This window comes from Amycolatopsis sp. NPDC114505 (assembly GCF_055633615.1).
On the sequence record NZ_JBVKDV010000002.1, the window covers coordinates 1,251,327 to 1,274,979 of the forward strand.

Annotated in this window: 21 protein-coding genes; 12 read left to right on the forward strand and 9 right to left on the reverse strand. The window is 71.8% G+C overall.

All coding sequences use genetic code 11. The features are described 5' to 3' along the window. Positions 1-39: 39 nt before the first annotated feature. Positions 40-699: a TetR/AcrR family transcriptional regulator gene (locus ACZ7OU_RS24015; protein WP_470256759.1), complete on the forward strand. Its 660-nt coding sequence runs from the start codon at positions 40-42 to the stop codon at positions 697-699. Here ACZ7OU_RS24015 and ACZ7OU_RS24020 read toward each other — a convergent pair. From ACZ7OU_RS24020 to ACZ7OU_RS24030, 3 genes are read right to left on the reverse strand one after another with little or no spacing between them, the layout of a single operon-like run. After that, complete coding sequence (locus tag ACZ7OU_RS24020) at positions 685-1,563, reverse strand: acyl-CoA dehydratase activase (RefSeq protein WP_470256760.1); 879 nt, start codon at positions 1,561-1,563, stop codon at positions 685-687. The genes ACZ7OU_RS24015 and ACZ7OU_RS24020 overlap by 15 nt on opposite strands. Then, on the reverse strand, positions 1,560-2,918 hold the full coding sequence (locus tag ACZ7OU_RS24025; protein ID WP_470256761.1) for a 2-hydroxyacyl-CoA dehydratase subunit D: 1,359 nt from the start codon (positions 2,916-2,918) through the stop codon (positions 1,560-1,562). Before ACZ7OU_RS24025 ends, ACZ7OU_RS24020 begins: the two co-directional genes overlap by 4 nt. A gap of 32 nt (positions 2,919-2,950) precedes the next feature. Continuing rightward, positions 2,951-4,111: a 2-hydroxyacyl-CoA dehydratase subunit D gene (locus ACZ7OU_RS24030; RefSeq protein ID WP_470256762.1), complete on the reverse strand. Its 1,161-nt coding sequence runs from the start codon at positions 4,109-4,111 to the stop codon at positions 2,951-2,953. Between the two features lie 89 nt (positions 4,112-4,200). Between ACZ7OU_RS24030 and ACZ7OU_RS24035 the strand changes: the two genes are divergently transcribed. Continuing rightward, complete coding sequence (locus ACZ7OU_RS24035; protein WP_470256763.1) at positions 4,201-5,226, forward strand: NAD(P)H-dependent flavin oxidoreductase; 1,026 nt, start codon at positions 4,201-4,203, stop codon at positions 5,224-5,226. A 6-nt stretch (positions 5,227-5,232) separates the two neighbouring features. On the opposite strand, the gene ACZ7OU_RS24040 is transcribed toward ACZ7OU_RS24035, so the two are convergent. Genes ACZ7OU_RS24040 through ACZ7OU_RS24050 form a run of 3 tightly spaced genes read right to left on the reverse strand, consistent with a single transcriptional unit; the run spans position 5,233 to position 7,731 of the window. Further along, complete coding sequence (locus ACZ7OU_RS24040; RefSeq protein WP_470256764.1) at positions 5,233-6,009, reverse strand: PaaI family thioesterase; 777 nt, start codon at positions 6,007-6,009, stop codon at positions 5,233-5,235. A gap of 35 nt (positions 6,010-6,044) precedes the next feature. Continuing rightward, a complete protein-coding gene (locus tag ACZ7OU_RS24045; protein ID WP_470256765.1) occupies positions 6,045-6,893 on the reverse strand; it encodes a PaaX family transcriptional regulator in 849 nt (282 codons plus the stop codon). Between the two features lie 55 nt (positions 6,894-6,948). Next, the gene (locus ACZ7OU_RS24050) at positions 6,949-7,731 is read right to left on the reverse strand and encodes an SDR family NAD(P)-dependent oxidoreductase (RefSeq protein ID WP_470256766.1); all 783 of its coding nucleotides are present in this window, start codon (positions 7,729-7,731) and stop codon (positions 6,949-6,951) included. Positions 7,732-7,879: 148 nt separating this feature from the next. Here ACZ7OU_RS24050 and ACZ7OU_RS24055 point away from each other — a divergent pair, with 148 nt between their 5' ends. From ACZ7OU_RS24055 to ACZ7OU_RS24070, 4 genes are all read left to right on the forward strand, one after another. Beyond that, positions 7,880-9,517 (forward strand): AMP-binding protein, encoded by a 1,638-nt coding sequence (locus ACZ7OU_RS24055; RefSeq protein WP_470256767.1) that lies wholly within the window; start codon positions 7,880-7,882, stop codon positions 9,515-9,517. 39 nt (positions 9,518-9,556) lie between these two features. Beyond that, complete coding sequence (locus tag ACZ7OU_RS24060) at positions 9,557-10,858, forward strand: MFS transporter (protein WP_470256768.1); 1,302 nt, start codon at positions 9,557-9,559, stop codon at positions 10,856-10,858. Further along, the gene (locus ACZ7OU_RS24065; protein WP_470256769.1) at positions 10,855-12,684 is read left to right on the forward strand and encodes an AMP-binding protein; all 1,830 of its coding nucleotides are present in this window, start codon (positions 10,855-10,857) and stop codon (positions 12,682-12,684) included. The genes ACZ7OU_RS24060 and ACZ7OU_RS24065 overlap by 4 nt, the downstream gene beginning before the upstream one ends. Before the next feature lie 84 nt (positions 12,685-12,768). Then, positions 12,769-14,391: an AMP-binding protein gene (locus ACZ7OU_RS24070; protein ID WP_470256770.1), complete on the forward strand. Its 1,623-nt coding sequence runs from the start codon at positions 12,769-12,771 to the stop codon at positions 14,389-14,391. Here ACZ7OU_RS24070 and ACZ7OU_RS24075 read toward each other — a convergent pair. Then, positions 14,378-14,926 carry a TetR/AcrR family transcriptional regulator gene (locus ACZ7OU_RS24075; RefSeq protein ID WP_470256771.1) on the reverse strand — a complete coding sequence of 183 codons (549 nt, stop codon included), beginning with the start codon at positions 14,924-14,926 and terminating at the stop codon, positions 14,378-14,380. The two genes, ACZ7OU_RS24070 and ACZ7OU_RS24075, sit on opposite strands and share 14 nt — an antisense overlap. A gap of 120 nt (positions 14,927-15,046) precedes the next feature. Here ACZ7OU_RS24075 and ACZ7OU_RS24080 point away from each other — a divergent pair, with 120 nt between their 5' ends. From ACZ7OU_RS24080 to ACZ7OU_RS24095, 4 genes are read left to right on the forward strand one after another with little or no spacing between them, the layout of a single operon-like run. Next, entirely contained in the window at positions 15,047-16,156 is a 1,110-nt protein-coding gene (locus tag ACZ7OU_RS24080) for a LuxR C-terminal-related transcriptional regulator (RefSeq protein ID WP_470256772.1), read from the forward strand. 51 nt (positions 16,157-16,207) lie between these two features. After that, positions 16,208-17,182, forward strand: coding sequence for a zinc-binding dehydrogenase (locus tag ACZ7OU_RS24085; RefSeq protein WP_470256773.1), 975 nt, complete (start codon positions 16,208-16,210; stop codon positions 17,180-17,182). Between the two features lie 10 nt (positions 17,183-17,192). Next, positions 17,193-17,975, forward strand: a complete 783-nt coding sequence (locus ACZ7OU_RS24090; RefSeq protein WP_470256774.1) for an enoyl-CoA hydratase/isomerase family protein — start codon at positions 17,193-17,195, stop codon at positions 17,973-17,975. A gap of 60 nt (positions 17,976-18,035) precedes the next feature. Beyond that, entirely contained in the window at positions 18,036-19,655 is a 1,620-nt protein-coding gene (locus ACZ7OU_RS24095) for an AMP-binding protein (protein WP_470256775.1), read from the forward strand. Here ACZ7OU_RS24095 and ACZ7OU_RS24100 read toward each other — a convergent pair. Next, entirely contained in the window at positions 19,639-20,049 is a 411-nt protein-coding gene (locus ACZ7OU_RS24100) for a MaoC/PaaZ C-terminal domain-containing protein (RefSeq protein ID WP_470256776.1), read from the reverse strand. The genes ACZ7OU_RS24095 and ACZ7OU_RS24100 overlap by 17 nt on opposite strands. Then, positions 20,046-20,471, reverse strand: a complete 426-nt coding sequence (locus ACZ7OU_RS24105) for an FAS1-like dehydratase domain-containing protein (RefSeq protein ID WP_470256777.1) — start codon at positions 20,469-20,471, stop codon at positions 20,046-20,048. The genes ACZ7OU_RS24100 and ACZ7OU_RS24105 overlap by 4 nt, the downstream gene beginning before the upstream one ends. Positions 20,472-20,534: 63 nt before the next feature. Between ACZ7OU_RS24105 and ACZ7OU_RS24110 the strand changes: the two genes are divergently transcribed. Both ACZ7OU_RS24110 and ACZ7OU_RS24115 read left to right on the forward strand, forming a co-directional pair. Then, complete coding sequence (locus ACZ7OU_RS24110; RefSeq protein WP_470237841.1) at positions 20,535-21,704, forward strand: acyl-CoA dehydrogenase family protein; 1,170 nt, start codon at positions 20,535-20,537, stop codon at positions 21,702-21,704. A 1-nt stretch (position 21,705) separates the two neighbouring features. Further along, positions 21,706-23,595, forward strand: a complete 1,890-nt coding sequence (locus ACZ7OU_RS24115; RefSeq protein ID WP_470256778.1) for an AMP-binding protein — start codon at positions 21,706-21,708, stop codon at positions 23,593-23,595. Positions 23,596-23,653 lie beyond the last annotated feature (58 nt).

Sequence of the window (23,653 nt, forward strand, 5' to 3'; positions counted from 1 at the left end):
CCACGCCCTACGCTGGGCCCCGGCAGCGAGGAGGAGCGGATGTCGGCCAAGGACCGCCTGACCGAGGCGGCGTTCGCGTTGTTCGCCGAACGCGGCTACGACCAGACCACGGTCGACGACATCACCGACCGCGCCGGCGTCGGCCGCACGACGTTCTTCCGCGCCTTCCGGACGAAGGAAGACGTGATCTTCCCGGACCACGAGGTCCTGCTGCGGGCCATCGAGGAACGCCTGCGCGGCTCGACCGACCGCACGGCGCTGATCGCGGTGACCGAGGCGGCCCGGCTCGTGCTGCGGCACTACCTGGCCGAGGGAGAGCGGGCGCTGACCCGCTACCGCCTGACCCGCAGCGTCCCGGCCCTGCGCGACCGCGAGATCGCGGGAGTGCAGCAGTACCAACGAATGTTCCGCGTCTTCCTGCACCGCTGGATGGGCGGCGGCGACGACACGGCGTTGCGCGCCGAGCTCATGGCCGGCGCGGTGGTGACCGCGCACAACCACGTCCTGCGGCGCTGGCTGCGTGGGCAGGCGGACGACCCGGAGCGGGAGTTCGACGCCGCGATGGCCACGACGGTCACCCTCTTCACCCGGGACGGCGACGGCGCCGAAGAGTCCATTGTGGTCTTCCGGACGAAGAAGGACCTCACCACCCTGCTGCCCGAACTGAACCGCCTGCTCGGCGGCCTATCGCCGGCGTAGCGCGACCGGCGTGCCGAGGTGGACGGGTCCGCCGTCGCAGCCGGCGCAGGAATGCGGGCCTCCCTTCGGACCGGCGTCGGGCTCCGACGGCTTCGACTCCATCGCGAGCAGGGCCGCGCCGTAGGCACCGGTGATCTGCGGGCGGTCGGGCACCCCGACCTCGAGGTCGAGGGCCCGCTCGAGGAAGTGCACGGCCGCCTTGTTCCGGGCCACGCCCCCGGTCATCACGACCGGCGCGTGCCGGCCCACCTGCGCCACGAGGGCCAGCGTGCGGCCCGCGATCGCGCGGTGCACCGAGGCCGCGATGTCCGCCGTCGACCGGCCTTCCGCGAGCATCGAGATGATCTCCGTTTCGGCGAACGTGGCGCACATGCTGCTGACCTCGAGGTCGTCGCGGCCGGTCAGCGCGAGCTCGCCCAGGTCCTCGATGCCGCACTCGACGGCGCGCGCGAGCACCTCGTAGAACCGGCCGGTGCCGCTGGCGCAGCGGTCGTTCATCGCGAAGTCGTCCACCAGCCCCTCGCCGTCGACGGTGATCGCCTTGCTGTCCTGGCCGCCGACGTCGATGATCAGCCGGACGCCCGGGCACATCGCCGCGGCGCCGCGGGCGTGGCACGTGATCTCGGTGAACGTCCGGTGCGCGCCGGGGACGAGCTTGCGCCCGTACCCGGTCGACACGGTGGCCGCGACGTCGTGTTCGGAGCTGCCCGCCGCCGCCAGTGCGGCGTCGATCGCCCGCTGCATCCCCTGCCGGCTCACCGCGCCCATCTGGACGACACTCTGGCCCACGAGGGACCCGCGGTCGTCCACGACGACGGCCTTGGCGGTGGTCGACCCGAGGTCGACGCCCAGGTAGTGACTCATGAGACGGCCGAGTAGTCCTCCGGCAGCGCACCACGCTCGCGGCGGACGTCGATCGCCTCCAGCATGGCCACCAGCCGGCTCTCCAGCACGCCGTCCTTGTAGAACGACGCGTCCGCGACGTCGCCCTCGAAGAAGATCGAGGGGATGCCCAGCTTGTCCCGCGCGGACTTGGCCAGCAGCCGCTGCGGCCCGGTGAAGGCACGGCAGGTGCGCGTCGAGTGGAACACGATCCCGTCGAGGCCGTAGTCGCGGCAGTCGCGCAGGGTCAGGTAGTCCAGGGTCTTCGCGCCGTGGTTCGTCGGGCACAGCAGGTAGTGCTGCGCCATGCCGCGCAGCGGGTCGTCGGTGTCGATGAGGTGCGGCTCCTGCCAGAAGGCGTTCTGGATGTAGCGCCCGGCCAGCACCGAAGCGCCGTACTCGGCGAACTTCCGGGACAGGAAGCCGAGCTTGTTCCAGTTCATGATGCCGTCGAAGTACAGGCGGTACTTCTCGTCCTTCACCGCGGAGACGCCGTTGTCGACGCGGTCCTGGATCTCGTCGCGCACGGCCGCGAAGTAGTCCACCAGGTCCTGGTTGCCGGGCAGGAAGTTGATCGGCGCGACGCTGGCGATCCAGTCCCAGAACGTCGCCGGCGCGGGGGTGGCCTTGCACAGGTCCAGCCCTTCCCGGCGCAGCTCGGCCGCGCGCTTGATGTGGGTCATGCTTTCCGACAGCGCGTCGTAGTCGAAGGGCCGGCCGGTCTGGTGCTCCAGGAAGCCGATCAGCTCGCGCAGCTGGTCGGTGACGAACGTCGACGCGTTCTCCCATTCCTCGCCCCGCAGGTAGCCGGCGTCGGGCTGGTTGCCCCAGAGGTACGGGTGGGAGATGTTGAAGATCGGCAGTTCCTTGCCGAAGACGCGGTAGGAGATGCCGTCCCACTGCTGCCCGGTGCTGCAGCCGGCGTAGTTGTTGACGAAGAAGTCCGGCGCCGGCAGCTTGGCGGCGAGCACCTCCTGGTCGTGGGCGCCGACGACACCGGTCTGGTCGCCTTCCGTGCCCTGCAAGGTGAGCACCGAGCACCCGAGGTGCGTCCGCGAGTACGAGCAGAGTTCCGAGTTGTAGCCGTATTCGGCGCCGGCCAGCTGGGCCGGGCCTTCCAGCCGTTGCGCGGCCAGCCGGGCCGCGAACGCCTCACCGTGGCACCACGCGAGGCCGGCGGCCTGGAAGATCGGGTTGAGCGCGCCGCCGTTGTACCAGACGATCTGCTTTCCCCGCTCCCGCGCCGTGAAGAGGTCCTCCCAGTAGTCGGTGATCATCTGGCCACCCCGGCGGGTGACACCCAGCCGGTTGCTCTTGTCCTCGACGGTTGCGGTCATGCGTCTTCGTCCTCCTGGGGAATGGGTGGGGCTCAGACCCGGACAGGCCGGCGCCGGCGGGCGCGCTCGACCACGGCTTCGACGCGGGTCCGGAAGGTCTCCAGCGGCATGCCCTCGTGCTCGGTTTCCAGCTGGAGCTGGGGAATGTTCGCGGCTTCGAGGCTCTTGCGGAGTTCGGGGTAGTAGAGCATGTGCGGTTCGCAGAACTTGGGCATCAGGTGGATGACGACCTCGGCGCCGTTGTGGCGCACCGCGTCGACGAGGTAGGCGTCCCAGTCGACGTCCTGCTGGACGCGGGTCGGGCAGGGGATGGTCACGTTGCGCCGCGCGTACCACTCGCCCAAGGCCCGCACGGGATCCACGTCCTCGGCGATGTCCGTGGAGACGTAGCGCCTGCCGTAGTAGAGGTCGTCGTCGACGACGAGGGCGCCGCTGTCCTCGATCAGCTCGAGCAGCTCACGCCGCGGCGCGTGGCACAGGTGTCCTGAAAGGTGCACCCGCACGCGGTCGTCCCGTTCGGCCGCACGGGGTTCCGCCACGACCTCGGCGAGGAGGGCGTGGTGCTCGGCGGGGTCCATGACCATGCTCGAGGCGATGATGTCCTGGAGCTCGACCGGGCCGAAGGCGGCGTTCCCGGCGCTGCGCTCGTCGAGCAGCCGCCGGATGAGCCGGCGGTCGCGGTTGTACGCCTGGATGCTCGCCCGGAGCGTTTCGGGTGTGACCGGGTTTCCGGTGAAGGACTCGATTTCCGCCCGGATCCGCTGCATCGTGCCGTCGACCTTCTCCGCCGCCCACGGGTCGTTCATGGACGAGTTCAGCATGCCCAGGAAGACGGTCTTGTCCGGTTCGAGCGTGCGCACGATGTCGGCGGAGCCGATCAGCTGGACGCAGTGGTCCGCGGTGAAGATCCCGTCGTAGAGGTCGAGCCGGCCGGTCGCCGCCTGGTCGGCCAGGTTGCGGGTGTAGCCGCAGTAGAACTCCGCGAGCAGCGCGCGGCCTTCGGTGATCGGCTGCTGGTCGTCCGGGACGATCACCGGCAGCGCGCCGGCGGCGTGTCCCAGCTCGCGGGGGAAGTTCATCGGCAGGACGCCCAGCACCTTCGCGCCGGGGTGCTCGGACCGCCAGCGCGCGACGTAGGCGCGTGGGTCGCGAGCCGCCGCCACCAGTCGGGTCATGGCTGCCGGGTCGGTCATCAGCGTGGTTCCTCTCCTGGGCGATGAGCGATACTCTACGCGTGAAGTAACTCGATCACAATCGCCGTAGATTGTTGGAGGGCCATCGCATGCAGTCGATCGCGAATCGCTACACCCGGCTCGTGGGCATCGAACACCCGATCGTCCAGGAGGGGCTCGGGCCGTTCCGCACGCCGAGGCTGGCCGCGGCGGTGTCGGAAGCCGGCGGGCTGGGCACGGTTTCGATGCCCGGCATGCCCGAGGACATCGACGCCGGCGCGCGGACGTTCCGGGAGCACATCCTGGAATGCGCGTCTCTCACCGACCGCCCGTTCGCGGTGAACATCCCGGTCGGAGTCGACAGCGACGGGGACGTGCTCCCGTTCACTGACGCCTATATCCGCACGGCGCTCGAAGTGCGCGAGGCCGACCCCGCCGTCGCGCGGCGGCTGCGGGTGATGACCACGTCGGCCGGCTTCCCGGGGAAGTACGTGGCGCTGATCAAGGACGCCGGGCTGGTCCACCAGCACAAGGTGGGCTCGACGCGGCAGGCGGTGAAGGCGGCGGAGGCCGGCGTCGACGTGGTGATCGCGGCGGGGTTCGAGATGGGCGGGCACGCGCCGAGCAAGGCGGTGCACACGTTCGTGCTGGTGCCGAACGTGACGGAGGCCGTCGACGTCCCCGTGTTGCTGACCGGCGGAGCCCGGGACGGCCGCGGCTTGGCGGCCGCGCTGGCGCTCGGCGCCGACGGCGTCGCGATGGGCACCCGGTTCATCACGACCACGGACAACTCGGACTGGCACCCGGCCTACCTCCAGGCCCTGCTGAACGCGCGGGAGGGCGACGACGTGGCGTTCGACGGCGTCTACGGCCCGTGCCGCGGCCTCCGCAACGCGGCATCCGAGCGCCTCGCGGAGCACATCGACGCGGACCCGGTCGAGCTGACCCGCTGGAAGATCGAGTCGATGCGGCGAGCCCAGACCGAGGGCGACACGGTCGACAGCCTGGTGATGACCGGCCAGGTGGCCGCCGGGATCACGGACCTCGTGACGGTGGCGGAGTTCGTGCCCCGGATGGCCGAGGAGGCGGCGGACATCCTGCGGTCGTTGGCATCGCGGGTCGAGGTTCGGGCGTAAGAGGCGTCAGTGCGGGTCGTGGTGGTGCACGGTCGCGACGACGCACGGCTTGCCCGCCCGCCCGGACCCCACGATCCGGGTGACGGCCATCCGCCGGCCGTGGCTGACGACCTCCGCCCGGAACGTCGCGACCTCCCCGTGGGGGAACGGACGCGGGTACGTCGCCGTCAGCGAGGCCGGGGTGAGGTCGGGGCGGGCGAGGGCCGCCTCGGCCGTCAGTTCCGCCAGCCACAACGAGATTCCGCCGTGCAGCGTGCCGATCGGGTTGACCAGGTCGTCGCCGACGTCGACGCGCAGCTCCGCGGTTCCCTCCCCGGTGGACACCCGCTCGCGGAGCTCACCCAGGAGCCCCGCGGCCGGTGCCACCGTCGCGGGCCGGCGGTCGGGGGCCGGGCCGTTGAGTCCGACGTAGCGACCCCACTGGCGGCAGCGGGACAGCGGCCGGCCCTCGTGGTCGAAGATCGTTCCCTCGGCCAAGCCGATGGCGCCGGTCGAGTGCACCGTGCGTCCCTCGCCGCGCAGCTTCGTCCCGTCGCCGGGTGGGGGCCGGAAGAAGTCGAGGGAGATCTCCGTGCTCACCGACCAGAGTCCCGCCGGTGCCTCGTCGATCAGGGCGTACCCGAGGACGATGTCGGCGAAGACGCCGAGCGATCCCGGGGTGCTCGACCACGGTCCCGTGGTCATCTCCGGCAGGCGGCCGTCGGCGAAGACCTCGACCCCGAACAGGGCCTCGGGGCCGCCGCCCAGTGCGACGGGCCGGTGCTGTGAAGCGGTGGGGTGCAAAGGGATTCCCGGGGTGATCGACGTGCAGGGACAGGTCAGACGGCGTTCAGCTCGGCGAACCGCCGCCGCACGATCGGCGTCCACTCCGCCCGGAACGCCTCGATCCGGCGGGCCACCCGCCGGCCGACCCAGTCGGGCAGGAGCGCCTCGGGCAGCTGCGGGTCCACCCGCGGGAACTCCTGCCACTCGCTGACCAGCCGGATGTGGGCGAACAGGATCTCGTCGTCGCCAGTCGGGCGCAGGGCGTTCATCGCGGTCCAGACGTCCTCGTACCGGGACCGCAGGCCGGCGAGGTCCCAGCCGCGGGCGACGATCTCGTCCCGGGGGATCCCGACCGCGTCGACGTTGCCGGTGAACGCGACGGTGTGCTGCCGCAGGTCCAGTTCGTCGAGGAGCCTGCCGACTTCGGCGGCCCGTTCGACGTGCGGGGTCAGCCACAGCCCGGGGACCGGGTTCCCGAAGCCGGCCCAGGTCAGCCCGGCGTACAGCGGACGCCGGGCGCCGCGCAGCGACTGCGGGATGCTGGTCCACAGCGCCAGCCAGGTGCCGTCCCAGCTGCTGAACGGGTCGCTCAGCGAGTAGACCCGGCCGGATCCGGTCTCGAAGATGTGGATCAGCTTGTCGCTCAACGTCCAGCGGACCTCGCGGCCGTGGCGCTCCGGGACGATCCACTCGGAGCTCGACGCCCGCGCGATGGCCTGCCGGGCGGTCTGCTCCTCGAAGCCGAGCCCCTTGAGGATGTGCACCAGCGTCGCGGTCCACACGGGTTCCCCGGCCCGCCACACCAGTTCGCCGAGGATCGTGATCAGCAGCGACCGCGCGCTTCCGTGCGTCAACGTCGTGTCGGCGGAGCCGGGCGTCTCGAGCGCCCCCGGTGTCGGCATGGACCGGACTCTACAGGCTCTGCGACCAGGTCTGTAGTCGTGTATGTCGACTGCGTTACGCGGCGGAGATGCCGCCGTTCACGCTGATGGCCTGGCCGGTGAGCTTGGCGGCCGCCGGTCCGCCCAGGAAGACGATCAGCGCGGCGAGATCGGCCGGCTCCGCGACGCCCAGGTGTGCCTGGCTCGCCGCCTTCTCGAACAGCTTCTTGCTGAAACCTTCGCGCAGGACGTTGTCGGCGGTCGGCGTGCCCGAGATCAGGGACGGCGTCACGGCGTTGACGCGCACGCCGTCGCGCTTGGCTTCGATGGCGGTGACCCGCGAGAACATCACGATGGCCGCCATCGCGGCGCCCAGCACTGCTTCGCCCGGCGTCGCCACCTTGGCGGCGTCGGAAGCGATGTTCACGATGCTGCCCCCGCCCTGCTCCCGCATCAGCGGCAGCACCGCGCGGGTGAGGTGCATCGGCGGCAGGGCCTGCCGGGTCAGGATCCCCTCGACGTCGGCCTGCGGGGTGCGGTGCAGCAGTTCCGGCCGGTAGGTCGCGGTCGTGGAGTTCACCAGCACGTCGATGCCGCCGAGTGCGCGTTGGGCTTCGGCGACGGACGCGTTGACCTGGCCGAGGTCTTCGGCGTCGGCGGGGATGAACACCACCTCGGCCGCCGGGTGCCCGGCCAGGACGCGGTCGCGGGCGAGCTTGCCGCGCTCGGCGTTGCGGGCGAGGAGGGCGATCCGCCGCACTCCGGCGTCGGCGAAGGCGAGCGCGGTGGCGAGGCCGACGCCCGAGGTTCCGCCGGCGATGACCACGGCCGACTCCGGGTAGTCGCGGACGAGGGGCATGGAGACCTCCTGTTATCTACGTATGCTGCGATCAACTTCCGCAGTCTGTCATATAAATTCGGGTCAGACCATTTATTTGGTCCGACCGACGATGTACAGTCCGGTGGCCCGCATCACATCGCGTACAAGGGAGTAGGGGATGGTCGGCGTGCCCGTTCTCGCAACGTCCTACTGGCCGGCTGAGCCGGGCGAGGTCCACGACGTCACGGTGTGCGACACCCTGCGGCACGCCGCGGCGACGGTGCCGGACCGGCCGGCCCTCGTCGACTGCGTGGCGGACCCCGGCGCGCGGAAGACGTGGACCTACGCGGAGTTCCTCGCCGATGCCGAGCGCGTCGCCCGGGCCCTGCTCGGCCGGTTCGCCCCCGGCGACCGGATCGCCGTCTGGGCGCCGAACAGCGCGGCGTGGGTCGTCCTGCAGCAGGGTGCCGCGCTCGCGGGGATGGTGCTCGTCGCTCTCAACCCCGCGTACCGGGCCAGGGAAGTGGGCTTCGTGCTCCGGCAGTCCGGTGCGGTGGGCCTGTTCTGCCCGGCCGTGCACCGGGAGTTCGCCATGCGCGCCATGCTCGACGACATCCGCGGCGAGACGCCGGAGCTGCGCGAGATCTTCACCTTCGACGAGTGGGACGCGTTCATCGCGAGCGGCGACCCCGATCGCGAGCTGCCGGAGGTGCTTCCGGAGGACGTGCTGCAGATCCAGTACACGTCCGGCACCACGGGCTTCCCCAAGGGCGCCATGCTGCACCACAAAGGACTGGTGAACGAGGCCCGCCACGTCGCGGAGCGCGCCGGGATGACCGACGGCGGCGTGTACGTCAACGCGATGCCGATGTACCACATCGGCGGCGGCGCGGTGACCTCCTTCGGGGCCTGGGCCAAGCGCGGCACCTTCGTCATCCTGCCCGGTTTCGACCCCGGGCTGCTGCTGGAGGCCTTCGAGACCTACCGCGGCACGCACACCCTGGTCGTGCCGACCATGCTGATCGCGTTGCTGGACCACCCGGACCTCGCCACGCGCGACCTGAGCAGCCTGCGGACGATCCTGAGCGGCGCGGCGTCCGTTCCCGCCGCGCTCGTGCGCCGGACGCAGTCGACGCTCGCCTGCCAGTTCAGCATCCTCTTCGGACAGACGGAGGCGCACGGCGTCGTCAGCCAGACCCGGGTCACCGACTCCCCGGAGGACCAGGCCGACACGGTGGGACAACCCCTGCCGCGGCTCGAGGTCAAGATCGCGGACCCGGTCACGGGGGAGCCGGTGGGGCTGGGCGAGAGCGGCGAGATCTGCTGCCGCGGCTACCAGAACATGCTCGGCTACTACGGCATGCCCGCCGAGACCGCGGCGGCGATCGACCCGGACGGCTGGCTGCACATGGGCGACATCGGCGCCATGGACGAGCGCGGGTTCCTCAGGATCCGCGGCCGGAGCAAGGACATGATCATCCGGGGTGGCATGAACATCTACCCCGCCGAGATCGAGGGCACGCTCCAGGAGCACCCCGCGGTCGAGTACGCCGCCGTGATCGCGGTCCCCGACGCGAAGTGGGGCGAGCAGATCGGCGCGGTGCTGCAGCTCCGCCCCGGGTTCGAGCGTCCCTCGGTGGAGGAGCTGACCGGGTTCCTGCGGTCGCAGCTCGCCCCGCACAAGACGCCGGTGTTCTGGACGTTCGTCGACCGGATGCCGGCCACGGCCAGCGGCAAGATCCAGAAGTTCGTCCTGCGCGAGCAGGCCGAGAAGGGCTCGCTCACCTTCGACGTCGTCCGGACGGCGAGCGCGGCCGGCAGCTAGGGCCATCCCATCGTTTCCCCGGTTTCGAGTGGAGTTCGCATGGCAGCACAGACCGGCAGTCCCCGCCGAGCGGCCTCGGCCGCGTTCCTCGGCTCCGTCGTCGAGTACTACGACCTCGTCATCTACGGCACCGCCGCGGCGCTGGTGTTCGGCAAGCAGTTCTTCCACGGCGTGAGCCCGCAGGTGGCGCTCGTGCTGTCCCTGGCCACGTTCGCGAGCGGCTACCTCGTCCGCCCGCTCGGCGGCCTGCTCTTCGGTCATATCGGCGACCGGCGCGGCCGGCGCACGGCGGTGCTGCTGACGATCGCGCTGATGGGCGTCGCGACGGTCCTGGTCGGCCTGCTGCCCGGGTACGACGCGATCGGCCCGCTGGCGCCCGTGCTGCTGGTGGTGCTGCGGCTCTGCCAGGGGCTGGCGGTCGGTGGTGAGCTCGGGGGAGCCGTGCTCATTTCGGTCGAGCACGCGCCCGAGGGCAAACGTGGTTTCTACGGCAGTTTCTCGACCGCGGGCGCGCAGGCCGGCACCGTGCTGGCCACCGCGGTGTTCGCGCTCGTCACGCTGCTTCCCCAGGCCCAGCTGGAATCCTGGGGCTGGCGCGTCCCGTTCCTGGGCAGCGCGCTGATCGTCCTGGTCGGCCTGCTGCTGCGCTACGGCCTGGAGGAGACGCCCGACTTCGTCGCGGCGAGCGGGCGGACGACGCCGATCCGCACCGCGCTCACGCGGTATCCGCGTGCCATCTTCGGCATCGTCCTCGTCATGGCCGGGATGATGTCGATCTGGTACGTCCTCACGATCTACAGCCTCAGCTACGCGGTGAACACGATCGGCGTCGACCGCACGACGATGCTGTGGGTCATCGCCGTCGCGACGTTCCTGGTCGTCGTGCTGAACCCGGTGTGGGGCGCGCTGTCCGACCGCGTGCACCGCGGCCGCCTGCTGGCCGCCGGGCTGCTGCTGGAAGGCGTTCTGCTGTTCGTCTACTTCGTCGCGCTGGACAGCCGCAGCGTCCCGTTCATCTTCGGCGCGCTGCTCGCGGTCGCCGGGCTCGGCCACGCGGCCGCCAACGGGATCTTCCCGGCGTTCATCGTGGACTGCCTGCCGACGGAGGTCCGTTACACGGCCGGGTCGCTCGGCATGCAGGTCGCCGGCGTGATCGCCGGGTTCGCGCCGCTGGCCGCGGTCGCACTCGAAGACGCGGTGTTCGGCATCTGGACGATCATCGTGGTCTGCTTCGCCCTGTGCCTCGCCGGTGCGGGCGCGGCGATCGCGCTGTACCGGTCTCGCGAAGCGGTCCGGGCGCCGGCCGCCGCGCCGGAGCCGGTGCGGGCGGAGCTGCCGTGACCCGCCGGCCCGAACCGGTCCGGCGGCGGGTGACCTCCGCCGCCGACGTGACGGACCTCGAGTCGCGCGCACCGGAAGACCTGCGTCCCGCCGACACGATCCTCGGCTGCCTGTCGGCCGCGGCCGCGCTCGATCCCGGCAAGCCCGCGATCGTGCTCGTCGAACCGCCGGACTTCCTTGCCCCGGCCCGGGTCGTGACCTACCGGGACCTCGTGCGCGAGGTCGAGCTGTCGGCGCGTCTGTTCCGGGTGTGCGGCGGCGTCACCGCGCTGATGCTGCCGATGGTGCCCGAAGGCCTCACCGCGCTGTGGGGTGCGGCGACCGCGGGCGTCGCCGTGCCGCTCAACCCGTTCCTCGAACCCGGTTCCCTGCACCGGATCCTGACCGAGCTGGGCGTGACCACGCTGGTCACCACCCGGGAAATCGCGGAAGGCAAAGGCGATCCACGCGAGCACGTGCCCGGCCTGCGCCACGTGTTCCACGTCGGCGACGACTTCGCCGACGCCGTCCGCGCCCACGACCACGACGACCGGGTCTTCGATCCCGATCCCGACCGGACGGTCATGGCGATGCCGACCGGGGGCACCACCGGCACCCCGAAACTCGTGCGGATGACCCAGCGCGCGCAGCTCACCGTGGCGTGGAACGTCGGCGCCCTGATGGGCTCGGAGCGCGCCGGCGTCGTCGGGCACGGGATGCCGAACTTCCACTGCGGCGGGTCGATCTCCCTGGGCCTGCGCGCGATGCTGTTCGGGCAGACCCTGCTCACGCTCACCACGGCGGGGTTCCGGTCCCGCGAGGTCGTGGCGTCGTTCTGGGACATCGTCCGCCACTACCGCATGACGTCCCTGCTGGCCACCCCGACGACCGCGCGGGCGATCCTCGACGCGGGCGGTGACGCCGGAGGCCACTGCCTGGCGGACTTCCACGTCGGCGGGAGCCAGCTGCCGGTCGCGCTCGCCACCGAGTTCCACGAGCGGTTCGGCGTGTGGCTGCGCGAGAACTGGGGCATGACCGAGCTGCACGGCACCACCACCGGGCACTACAACGACGGCTCGCGGCCGCGGATCGGCTCCGCGGGCCGCGTGCTGCCGCACTTCCGGGTCCGCGCGGTCGAGCTCGACGGGGCCGGCGGCGTCGTCCGGGTGTGCGCGCCCGGCGAGCGCGGTGCGCTGGTCATCGGCGGGCCCACCGTGACCGACGGCTACGTCGACGCCGCGCAGGACGCCGCCCTGCACGTCCACGGCCTCGGCGACGGCGTCCGCTGGGCCGACACCGGCGATCTCGGCACGGTCGACGAGGACGGGTACGTCTGGATCTCCGGGCGCGCCAAGGACCTCATCATCCGGGGTGGTCACAACATCGATCCCGGCCAGATCGAGGAGGCACTGTCCCGCCACCCCGAGGTGAGCATGGCGGCGGCGGTCGGGCGGCCCGCGGCGGGCAAGGGGGAGCTGCCCGTGGCCTACGTCGAGCTGAAGGCCGGGGCGACGGCGCGGCCGGACGCGCTGCTGGCGTTCTGCCGCGAGCACGTGCAGGAGCGGGCCGCCGTGCCGGCCGAGGTCGTCGTGCTGGACCGGCTGCCGGTGACCCCGGTCGGCAAGGTGTCCAAGCCGGCGTTGCGCCAGGACGCGCTGCGCCGCGAGATCCGTGCGCTGGTCGCCGAGCTGTCGGGTGCCGAGCACGAGCACGGCGTCCACGTCGAAGACGCCGGCCCGCGGCCCCGCGTGATCGTGTCGCTGGCGGCGGGCGGCCGGGGATTCGCGGACATGCTGAGCGACCGGTTGGCGGCGTACGAATTCCTCAGCGAAGTCCGGATCGGGTGACTCTTGCCCTAAAAGGTCAGTCCATTATATCGTTCGACCAGTTCAGTGTGGTGTGGATCACTGAGATGGCCGGAAGGGCTGCCGATGACGCACACGATCTCCGTTCACGACCGGTACGCCGAGGCCGACATTCGCGCTTGCTACGACGCCGGGTTCTGGCGCCCCGAAGGACTTTCCGCCCTCCTGGACAGTCAGGCCGAGGCCCGTGGCGGCAAGGTCTTCGTCTCCGACGGGACCACCGAGCTCACCTATGCGGACCTTCGCGACCGGGCGCTCGCCCTGGCCGGCGGGCTGGCCCGGCTGGGCGTCGGCCACGGCGACCGGGTCGCCGTCCAGCTGCCCAACTGGACCGAGTTCTTCGTGGTCGCCGCGGCGGTGAGCCGGCTGGGCGCGGTGCTCGTGCCGATCATGCCGATCTACCGGGCCGAGGAGGTCGGCTACGTCCTGCGGCACTCCGGCGCGAAGGTGGCGGTCACCTGCCGGGAGTTCAAGGGCTTCGACCACTACGCCATGTTCGCCTCGCTGCGGGGGAGCTGCCCCGGCCTGACGGCGGTCGTCGCGGTCCGCGGCGACGGCGACGTCCGGCTCGACGAGCTCTTCCGGGCCGGCGCGGAGCTCGCCCCCGCGCCGTCGCCGGACGACGGCTTCCTCATCGTCTACACCTCCGGGACGACCGCGCGGCCCAAGGGCTGCTTCCACACGTTCAACACCGTGCGCGCCAGCGCCGCCGCGATCGCGCGCAGCGTCGGCTACCGCGAGGACGACGTCCAGTTCGGACCGTCGCCCGTCACGCACAGCACCGGGCTCGCGACCAGCTTCCTGCTGCCGCTGCTGACCGGCGCGGCGTCGCACCTGATGGAGGCGTGGGACCCGGCCGAAGCCTGGCAGCGGATCGCGAAGTCCGGCTGCACCGCCGCGGTCACCGCGACGCCGTTCCTGCAGATGCTCATGGGTGCCTACGACCCGGACCGGCACGACGCGAGCAGCCTGCGCCTGTGGGTCTGCGCGGGCTCGCCGATCCCCGGCTCCGTCGTGCGGCGCGCGGGGGAGCAGTTCGCCGGTTGCCGGGTGCTGAGCCTCTACGGCCGTTCGGAGAACTTCCTCACCACGATGTGCACCCTCGACGACGCGCCCGACCGCTCGGCGACGTCCGACGGCTCCGCGATCGCGGGGGCGTCGGTGAAGATCGTGGACGAACACGGCGAAGAGGTGCCGAGGGGCACGCAGGGCGACATCGCCTACCGCGGGCCGAGTCACATGCTGGAGTACTACCGCGACCCGGACCAGACGGCCGCGCTGTTCACGGCCGACGGCCACTCCCGCTCCGGCGACCTCGGCGTGATGGACGCCGACGGCTACGTGCGCGTCACCGGGCGGCTCAAGGACATCGTGATCCGCGGCGGGCTCAACATCAGTGCCCGGGAGCTGGAAGAGCTGCTCGCCGAGCACCCGCGGGTCGCCGCGGTCGCCGTGGTCGGGATGCCCGACGAGCGGCTCGGCGAACGCGTCTGCGCCTACGTCGTCCCGGCGCCGGGCGAACCGCCGTCACTGGCCGGCCTGACGTCGTTCCTGCGCGAGCGGGACGTCGCGACCCCGAAGCTGCCGGAGCGGCTGGAGCTGCTGCCCGAGCTGCCGATGACGGCGACCGGCAAGGTCCGCAAGCACGTGCTGCGCGCCGACGTCCGGCGCAAGCTCAGTCCAGAGTAGACAGTCCGGTGGCCGCGTACCCGGTGATCAGGTCGGCCAGTGACGGCGTGCTCGCCAGCGCGGTGGGCCAGTAGGCGACCGAGAAGATGACCCCGAGGCAGGCCTGCGTACCCGCGGCGACCTCGGCGGCGCTCGCCTTCGGGAAGCGCCGGGACACCGCGGTCTCCCAGCGGCCGATGTACTGCCGGCGGCGGCGGTCGAACTGGCGCTTCCACGGCTCGACCAGCGAGCGGTCCTCGCGCTGGTAGACGTTCACCAGGTGCCGGTGGGAGAGGGTGAACCCGACGTGGTGGCGGATCAGCCGGTCCAGGTCCTCGGCCGGGTCCTCGTGCACCGGCGCGGTGGCGCTGAGCAGCTCGTCGAGCGCCTCGTTGAACAGCGAGGCGAGGATCTCGTCCTTGCCGGAGAAGTGCCGGTAGAGCGCCGGGCCGCTGAGCCCGGCCCGCTTGCCGAGCTCGTCGACCCCGACCCCGTGGAAGCCCTTCTCGAAGAAGACGGCGGCGGCCGTATCCAGGATCTTGCGGTCCCTGTCCACCCGCCGAACCTAACACAGAACTGTGAACGATCGTTATTCCCGGGTTACCATGGCCGTCGACTCCCGATCGCGACGAGAGGGGCACGACGACGTGCGCGCACACCTGCCGGGCCCGCGGCCGTGACGTCCGACGGCCGGACGTCCGAGCTGCTCACCAACGTGCGGAAGGCCCTGGAAGCGGCCGGGACGCCGACGGCCGGGGTGGCCGATCCCGAGTCCGCCGAGGCCGGCCTGACCGTCGCGGCCGACGAGCTGAGCGAGCGGCTGGCGGCGGGAACCGCGAATCCGGCCGAGACCGGCGCGCTGCTCGCGGAGGTCTACGCGCTGCGGCACGAGCTGAGCGAGTTCCGCGCGAGTGAGCGGGCGCGGCGACGGGCGGCGCTCGACGGGAGCCTCGCGCGGCTGGGCGCGGTGACCGACCCGGACGAGCTGCTCGCCCGCGCGTGCGAGGCGGTCGTCGAGGGCTGCGGCTTCGGCCGGCTGATGCTCTCGCGGGTCGACGGTTCGCTGTGGCGGCCGTGGAAGTCCTACGCGGTCGGCGACCGGGAGGCGGAACGCACCTTCCGCGACTGGATCACCGCGATCCCCGAGATCCGGCTCGACAACATGCTGCTGGAGACCGAAATGGTCCGCAAACGGCAGCCGGCGCTCGTCACCGACCCGGCGCACGACCCGCGGGTGTACCGGCCGCTGATCCGGGCGTCGGCGCTCACGTCGTACGTCGCGGCGCCGCTGCTGCCGACCGGCCGGGTCATCGGGTTCCTGCACGCCGACCACGTCGACGCCGCCGTGACCGCCTTCGACCGGGACCTGCTGTGGGCCTTCGCGCTGGGCTTCGGCCGGCTCTTCGAACGCGCCGTGCTCCTGACGCGGCTGCGGGAGCAACGCGAGCAGGTGCGGGTCGCGATGCGCACGGTCGAAGCCGTCCTGGACGACCTCGCGTCCGCCGAGATCGACCTGACCCGGCACGCCGCCGTCGCCGAACTGCGGCCCGCGCGGACGCGGCCCCGCTCGTCGGCGGCCCTGGACGAGCTGCTCACCGCGCGCGAACGGGAGGTGCTCGCGCTCATGGCGACCGGGGCGACCAACAACCGCATCGCCGACGAGCTCGTCATCACCAGCGGCACCGTCAAGTCCCACGTCAAGCGCATCCTGCGCAAGCTGGGCGCGGAGAACCGGGCCGAGGCGATCTCGCGGTACCTCCGTCTGACCATGGCCGACCCCTCTTGAGCGTGTCTCCAACTTAGGGTCTAATGGTAAGACCTTAACGAGGAGGTCGACGTGCGCGCGGTGGTGCTGCGGGAGTTCGGGACGGCGGCGTGCCTGCGCCCGGAAGAGGTGCCCGCGCCGGCCGAGCGGCCGGGCGAGGTGCTCGTCCGGTTGCGCGCGAGCGCGCTGAACTGGCACGACGTCCTGGTCCGGCAGGGCCGCTACGGTTCGCCGCTGCCGCACATCATCGGAGCCGACGGCGCGGGAGTGCTGGACACCGGCGAGGAAGTGGTGATCCTGCCGTCGCTGTGCTGGGGTGCCGGCGACGCCGCGCCGGCCCCGGGCTTCGAGATCCTCGGCGACCACCGGCCCGGCACGTACGCCGAGGCGGTGTCGGTCCCCGCCGGGAACGTCGTCCCCAAGCCCGCCGGCTACAGCTGGGCCGAGGCGGCGGCCCTTCCCCTGGTCGGCGTGACCGCGTTCCGCGCCCTGTTCACGCGAGCCGGGCTGCGCGGCGGCGAGTCGCTGCTGGTGCTCGGTGCGGGCGGGGGCGTCGCCACGACGGCCGTGCTGCTGGGCTCGGCCGCCGGGGCGACCGTCTGCGTGACGTCGTCGTCGGAGGCGAAGATCGAGCGGGCGCGGGGGATCGGCGCCGCCGCGGGAGTCCGGTACACCGAGCCCGACTGGGCCGCCGCGGCGCGGGCGGTCTCCCCGGGTGGCGAAGGGTTCGACGTCGTCCTCGATCCCGTCGGGGCCTGGCAGGACTCGCTGCGGGCGCTGAAACCGGGCGGCCGGCTGGTCGTGCTCGGGGCGTCGCGCGCCGAGCGGGTGCCGCTCGACGTCCGGTCGTTCTACTTCGGACAGTTCAGCCTGCTCGGCACGACCATGGGCAGCCCCCGCGACTTCGCCGCGCTGCTGGCCTTCCTGGCCGAGTACGACGTCGCGCCGCCGGTGCTCGACCGGACGTTCCCGCTCGACGAGGCCGCGGCCGCGCACGAGCACCTCGAACGCGGCGACGGCTTCGGCAAAGTCGTACTGACACACTGAAGGAGCACGCATGCCGGACCTGGTGCGCTACCGGATCGACGACCGGGGCGCCGCCTGGGTGACCCTCGACGACCCCGGGACTCGCAACGCGCTGAGCGACGAGCTCCTCGACGAACTCTTGGCCGCGCTGGAGAACGCGCGGGACGACGACGAGGTGCGGGTCGTCGTGCTGACGTCGTCGCACGAGCGGATCTTCTCCTCGGGCGGCAACCTGAAGGCGTTCGCCGACGACCGGCCGCCGATCGCCAAGTACGCCGGGCTCGACCGGTTCCCGCGGCTGTTCAAGCTCATCGCCGCGCTCGGCAAGCCGGTGCTCTGCGCGGCCGGCGGCGACGTGCTCGCCGGGGCGTTCGGCCTGGCGCTGGCCTGCGATCTGGTGCTGGCCAAGGAGTCCGCGCGGTTCGGCTGCCCGGAGATCAACGTGGGCGCTTTCCCGTTCATGATCTCCGCGCTCATCTTCCGCAACGTCGGCCGCCTGAAGGCCAACGAGCTGATGATGCTGGGGGACACCGTGTCCGCCGCCGAAGCCGCGGCGCTCGGCGTCGTCAACAAGGTCGTCCCCGACGCCGAGTTCGACGAGACCGTGCGTACGTGGGCCCATCGCGTCGCCGGGAAGTCGCCCCTGCTGATGAAGCTGGGCAAGAACGCGCTGGACTCGACGCGGGACCTGGAGCTCGGCAAGGCGCTCGACGTCCTGCAGGCGCAGCTCGCGCTCGCGTTCACGACGGAAGACCTGGTCGAAGGCGTGCGGGCGTTCCAGGAGAAGCGTGAGCCGGTCTGGCAGCGGCGTTGACGCTTTGGTCTAACCATATTATCGTTGAGCCAGAATCGCCGAGATCGAGGATGATCGCCGATGATGACGGTCCACGACCGCTACTCCGCCGAAGAAATCCGGCAGTACTACGCGACCGGCCGCTGGCGCCGGGACACCCTCGCCGACCTGCTGGACGCGCAGGCGGCCGCACGTCCGGACAAGGTCTTCCTGACCGACGACACGGAATCCCTGACGTTCAAGGGGATGCGGGACAGCGTGCTGCGGCTCGCGATCGGCCTGCGGCGCCAGGGTGTCCGCGCGGGGGACCGCGTCTGCGTCCAGCTGCCGAACTGGGTCGAGCTCGTGCAGGCCGCGGCGGCGCTCTCGCGCCTCGGCGCGATCATGGTGCCGATCATGCCGATCTACCGGCGCGACGAAGTCGGTTTCATCGCCCGGAACGCCGGTGCGCGGATGGCGATCACCGCCGAGACGTTCAAGGCGTTCGACTACGCCGGCATGTACCGCTCGCTCGACCTCGAGCGGGTGGTCGTGGTGCGCGGGTCGGGCGGCACCCCGTTCGCGTCGCTGTTCGCCGACGTCGACCCGGACGAGGCGGCGGCCGAGCTCCGCCCCGCCGCGGACCCCGACGACCCCTTCGTCATCGTCTACAGCTCCGGGACGACGTCGCGCCCCAAGGGCTGCGTCCACACGTTCAACACCATGGCCTGCGGGTCCCGGCTGCTGGCGAAGGCGTTCGGCTACACCGCGGACGACGTCCAGTTCGGCCCGTCGCCGATCACCCACACGACCGGCCTGGTCACCAGCGTCTTCCTGCCGCTGCTGCACGGCGCCGGCTCGCACCTCATGGCGGCCTGGGAGCCCCGCGCCGGCGCGGAGCACATCCGCCGGTTCGGCTGCACCGCGGCGGTGACCGCGACGACGTTCCTGCAGATGCTGATGGACGTCTACGACCCGGCCGAACACGACGCCGGCAGCATGCGGCTCTGGGTCGCCGCCGGCTCGCCGATCCCAGGCACGTTCGTCGAACGCGCGCGGCGGCTGCTGCCGGACTGCCGGGTCCTCAGCCTCTACGGCCGTTCCGAGAACCTGACCACGACGACGTGCACGGTCGACGACGACCCGGTGCGGCCGGTGACGTCCGATGGCCGGGCGCTGCCGGGCAGCGCGGTGAAGATCGTCGACGAGCTGGGCGAGGAAGTACCGCGTGGCACTGAAGGCGACATCGCCTACCGCGGCCCGACGCACATGCTCGGCTACCTCGGCAACCCCGCCGAGACCGCCGCGCTGGCCACGCCCGACGGCTTTTCCCGCTCGGGCGACCTCGGGGTGATGGACGCCGACGGTTACGTGCGCGTCACCGGGCGGCTCAAGGACATCGTGATCCGGGGCGGGATGAACATCAGCGTCCGGCAGATCGAGGACCTGCTGGCCGGGCACCCCGCCGTCGCGGCGGTGGCGGTCGTGGGCATGCCGGACGAGCGGCTGGGGGAGCGGATCTGCTGCTACCTGGTGCCGCGGCCGGGTCAGGCGGTCACGCTCGACGAGCTCAAGGCGTTCCTGCTGGGGCAGGACCTGGCGATCCAGAAGCTCCCGGAACGGCTGGAAGTGGTCGAGCGGCTCCCGATGACCGCGACCGGCAAGATCCAGAAGCACGTGCTGCGCGCGGACATCGCCGAGAAGGTCAAGCTCCCGGCGTGACGGTGGCGACCGCGGCGCGGGCCCGGATCACGGGCTCGCCGCCGCGGGCCGCGACCAGCTCCAGTCCGGCGCGGTCACCGTCCACAGTGGTCACCTCGCCGGTGAACCGCAGGACGTCGCCGAGGAAGACCGGCGCGACGAACCGCACCTCCAGTTCGCGCACGTGCTCCACGCCCGCCCAGTCGCTCAGCCACGCCGCGAGCATCCCGGCGTGCAGCTGGCCCATGGCGAGCACGCCGGGAAACCCGGCCGCCTCGGCGAAGGCGGGGTCGTGGTGCAGGGGGTTGAAGTCGCCGCCCGCGCCCGCGAACCGGACGACGTCGGTCTGGGTCACCGGGCCGATCTCGCGGGCCGGCACCCGCTCGCCGACCGTGACCCGCACCGGTGTCCTCATGCGTCCGCTCCTCGCTCGATCAGGGTTTCCCGCACCAGGACGACGCTCTCGCCCGCCGCGTCGACGTAGTCGGTCTCCAGGGTCACGATCCGCAGCGCGCCCTTGCGCCGGTCGCCGGTGACGCGGCGGACGCCGTGCAGCCGGTCGCCGGCGAGCAGCGGACGGCGGTAGGTCCACTTGACGGAACCGACCACGACGCGTTCGAACGCCAGTCCGAGCTTGCCGACGAAGCCGCGCTGGTCGCGGTGGTGCCCGGCGACCACGACGTGGGTCGGCGTCGCCGGCACTCGCGCGAAACCCGCGTCCCGCGCCGCCGCTTCGCTGACGTGGACGGGGTCTTCGGCGAACGTCGCGCGGGCGAACTCCAGGATCTTGCCCTGCTCGACGTCGAAGGTGACCTCGTCGACGAAGTCCGGTGTCACAAGCCCTCCCGTTTCGGTCTGACCTATATTAACATCGGACCGTAGAATCACGAAGGAGTGCTGATGGATCTCGCGGACTCACCGGCGGAGGCCCGGTTCCGGGCCGAGATCAGGAAGTGGCTCGCGGACGCGCTGCCGCTCCTGCCCTGGCCGGAGCCGCCGGACCTCGAAGGCAAGCTGCCGTTCTGGCGGCAGTGGCAGACCCTCCTGGTCGACGCCGGGTACGCCGGGCTGTCGTGGCCGAAGGAGTACGGCGGCCAAGGTGCGGACGAGAAGCTGCGCGCGATCTTCACCGAGGAGACCGACCGTGCCGGCGCGCCGGAGCGGCTCAACATCATCGGCGAGGACTTCGCCGGCCCGACCATCGCCGGCTTCGGCACGGACGCGCAGAAGGAGCGGTTCCTCCGGCCGATCCTCACCGGCGCCGAGATCTGGTGCCAGCTGTTCTCCGAACCCGACGCCGGGTCCGATCTGGCGTCCCTGCGCACCAAGGCCACGAAGGCCGACGGCGGCTGGCGGATCCAGGGCCAGAAGATCTGGACCAGCCGCGCCCAGCTCGCGTCGCACGCGATCCTCCTGGCCCGCACCGGCGGCGGCCCGCGCCACAAGGGCATCACGTACTTCCTGCTGCCGATGGACAGCCCCGGCGTCACGGTCCGGCCGCTCGCGCACATGCTCGGCGAGGCCGAGTTCAACGAGGTCTTCCTCGACGACGTCTTCGTGCCGGACGACCTCGTCGTCGGGGAGGTCGACGGCGGCTGGCGCGTCGCGATGGGGACGCTGGGCCACGAACGGGTCGCCATCGCCACCGGCCGCGTCAACACCAAACGCGCGGTGGAAGACATCATCACCGACATCGCGGGGCGGACCGGGCCGGACGGCCGTCCACTGGGGACGGATCCGCGGATCCGCCAGCGCGTCGCGGACCTCTACGGCCGGGCGCTGACCCACTACCTGATCGGCCAGCGCGTCATCACCCAGGCCAGCGAAGGCGCGCCGCCGGGGCCGGTGACGTCGATCGGGAAGCTGTACTTCTGCCCCCTGGTCGAGGACCTGGCCGACTTCCGGCTGTCGCTCGAGCCGCTGGGCGGGCAGCTCGGCCTCGACGAAGAACCGGACGCGCGCTGGCTGCGGCTGGCCTACCAGGCCCGCGGCACGGCGATCGCCGGCGGGTCGACCTTCATCCAGCGCAACATCGTCGCCGAGCGCATGCTCGGCCTGCCGAGGAGCTGACGTGTACACCTGGACGCCGACCGACGAGCACGTCGAGCAGGCCAACGTCACCCGGCTCGGGCGGGCGCACGGCCTGGCCTCGATCGCCGATCTGCGCGCGGCCTCGGTGGCCGACATCGGCTGGTACTGGGACGCGGTCGTGCGGGACCTGGGGCTGCCGTTCCGCAAGCCTTACGACCAGGTCGTCGACCTCTCGCGGGGGATCGAATACCCGGACTGGTTCGCCGGCGGCGAGCTGAACATCGCCGAAGCCTGCCTGGACCGCTGGGTGGCTTCGGCCCCCGACCGGACCGCGGTGGTGCACGAAGCCGAGGACGGCACCGTCCGGACGTCGACCTTCGCCGAGCTGGGCGCGGAGGTCGCCCGGGTGGCGGCCGGGCTGCGGGCACTGGGAATCGGCCGCGGCGACGCCGTCGGGCTGTTCCTGCCGATGATCCCCGAGGCCGTCGTCGCCTGTTACGCCGTGGCGCGGGTGGGTGCCGTGCTGGTGCCGCTGTTCTCCGGGTTCGCGCCCGGCGCCGTCGCCGCCCGGCTGCGGGACGCCGACGCGAAGGCGGTGATCGTCGCGGAGGGGACGGTGCGCCGTCGCCGGGAAGTCGCGATGAAACCGTTGCTGGACGAGGCTTTGCGGTCGTGCCCGTCGGTGCGGCACGTCGTCGTGGTGGGGGAGCCCGGCTGGGGGCTGCCCGAGGGTGAGCCGGTCGCGGCGGAACCGATGGCCGCGACGGACACGCTGCTGCTCGCCTACACCTCCGGGACCACCGGCAAGCCCAAGGGCGCGGTGCACACGCACGCCGGGTTCCTCGTGAAGACGGCCAGTGAAGTCGCGTACTCGTTCGACGTCGGCGCGGACGGCGTCTTCTGCTGGATCACCGACATGGGCTGGATCATGGGCCCGCTGTCGATCTTCGGCACGCACGCCAACGGCGCGACCCTGGTGCTGTACGAGGGATCCCCGGACGTGCCGGACCTGAACCGGTTGTGGCGCCTGGCCGAACGCCACCGCGTCACGATGCTCGGGGTGTCGCCGACGCTGGTCCGGACGCTTCGCACGTCGTCGCCGGAGTCGTTCGACCTGTCCTCGGTGCGCACGCTGGGCTCGACCGGCGAGCCGTGGGACCCGGACTCGTACGACTGGCTGGCCGCGGAGGTCTTCGGCGGCCGCGTCCCGATCATCAACTTCTCCGGCGGCACCGAGGTCGGCGGCTCGTTCCTGGCGCCGTACCCGGTCGAGCCGATCCGCAGCTGCTCGCTGGGCGGGCCGTCGCTGGGCATGGACGTCGACGTCGTCGACGACGCCGGGCGCCCGGTCCGCGGCGAGGTCGGCGAGCTGGTGTGCCGCCAACCGTGGCCGGCGATGACGCGCGGGGTGTGGAAGGACGACGAGCGCTACCGCGAGGCGTACTGGTCGACGTTCCCCGGGATGTGGCGCCACGGCGACCACGCGATCGTCGACGCCGACGGCCAGTGGTTCCTGCGCGGGCGGTCCGACGACGTCATGAACATCGCGGGCAAGCGCCTGGCCCCGGCCGAGGTGGAGGCGGTCCTGACGGCACACCCGGCCGTCGCGGAGGCCGCGGCGGTCGGCGTCCCGGACCCGAAGAAGGGCGAGACCGTCTGGGCGTTCTGGGTGCCGCGCACCGGCGCGCCGGCCGCCGACGACGTCTCGGCGGAGCTACGCGACCTCGTCGCGGCCGAGGTCGGCAAGCCTTTCGCGCCGAGCCTCGTCCGGCGGGTGACGCAACTGCCCAAGACCCGTTCGGCGAAGATCCTGCGCCGCGCGGTCCGCGCGGCCGCGCTCGGCCAGGACCCGGGAGACCTGTCCGGCGCGGAGAACCCCGAAGCACTGGAAGCAATCCGCACCGCAGTCGCCGACAGGCATCACGAGTGACTGGAGGGGCATCACCCGTGACTGGAGGGGCATCACGCGTGTCTGGAGGGGCATCACG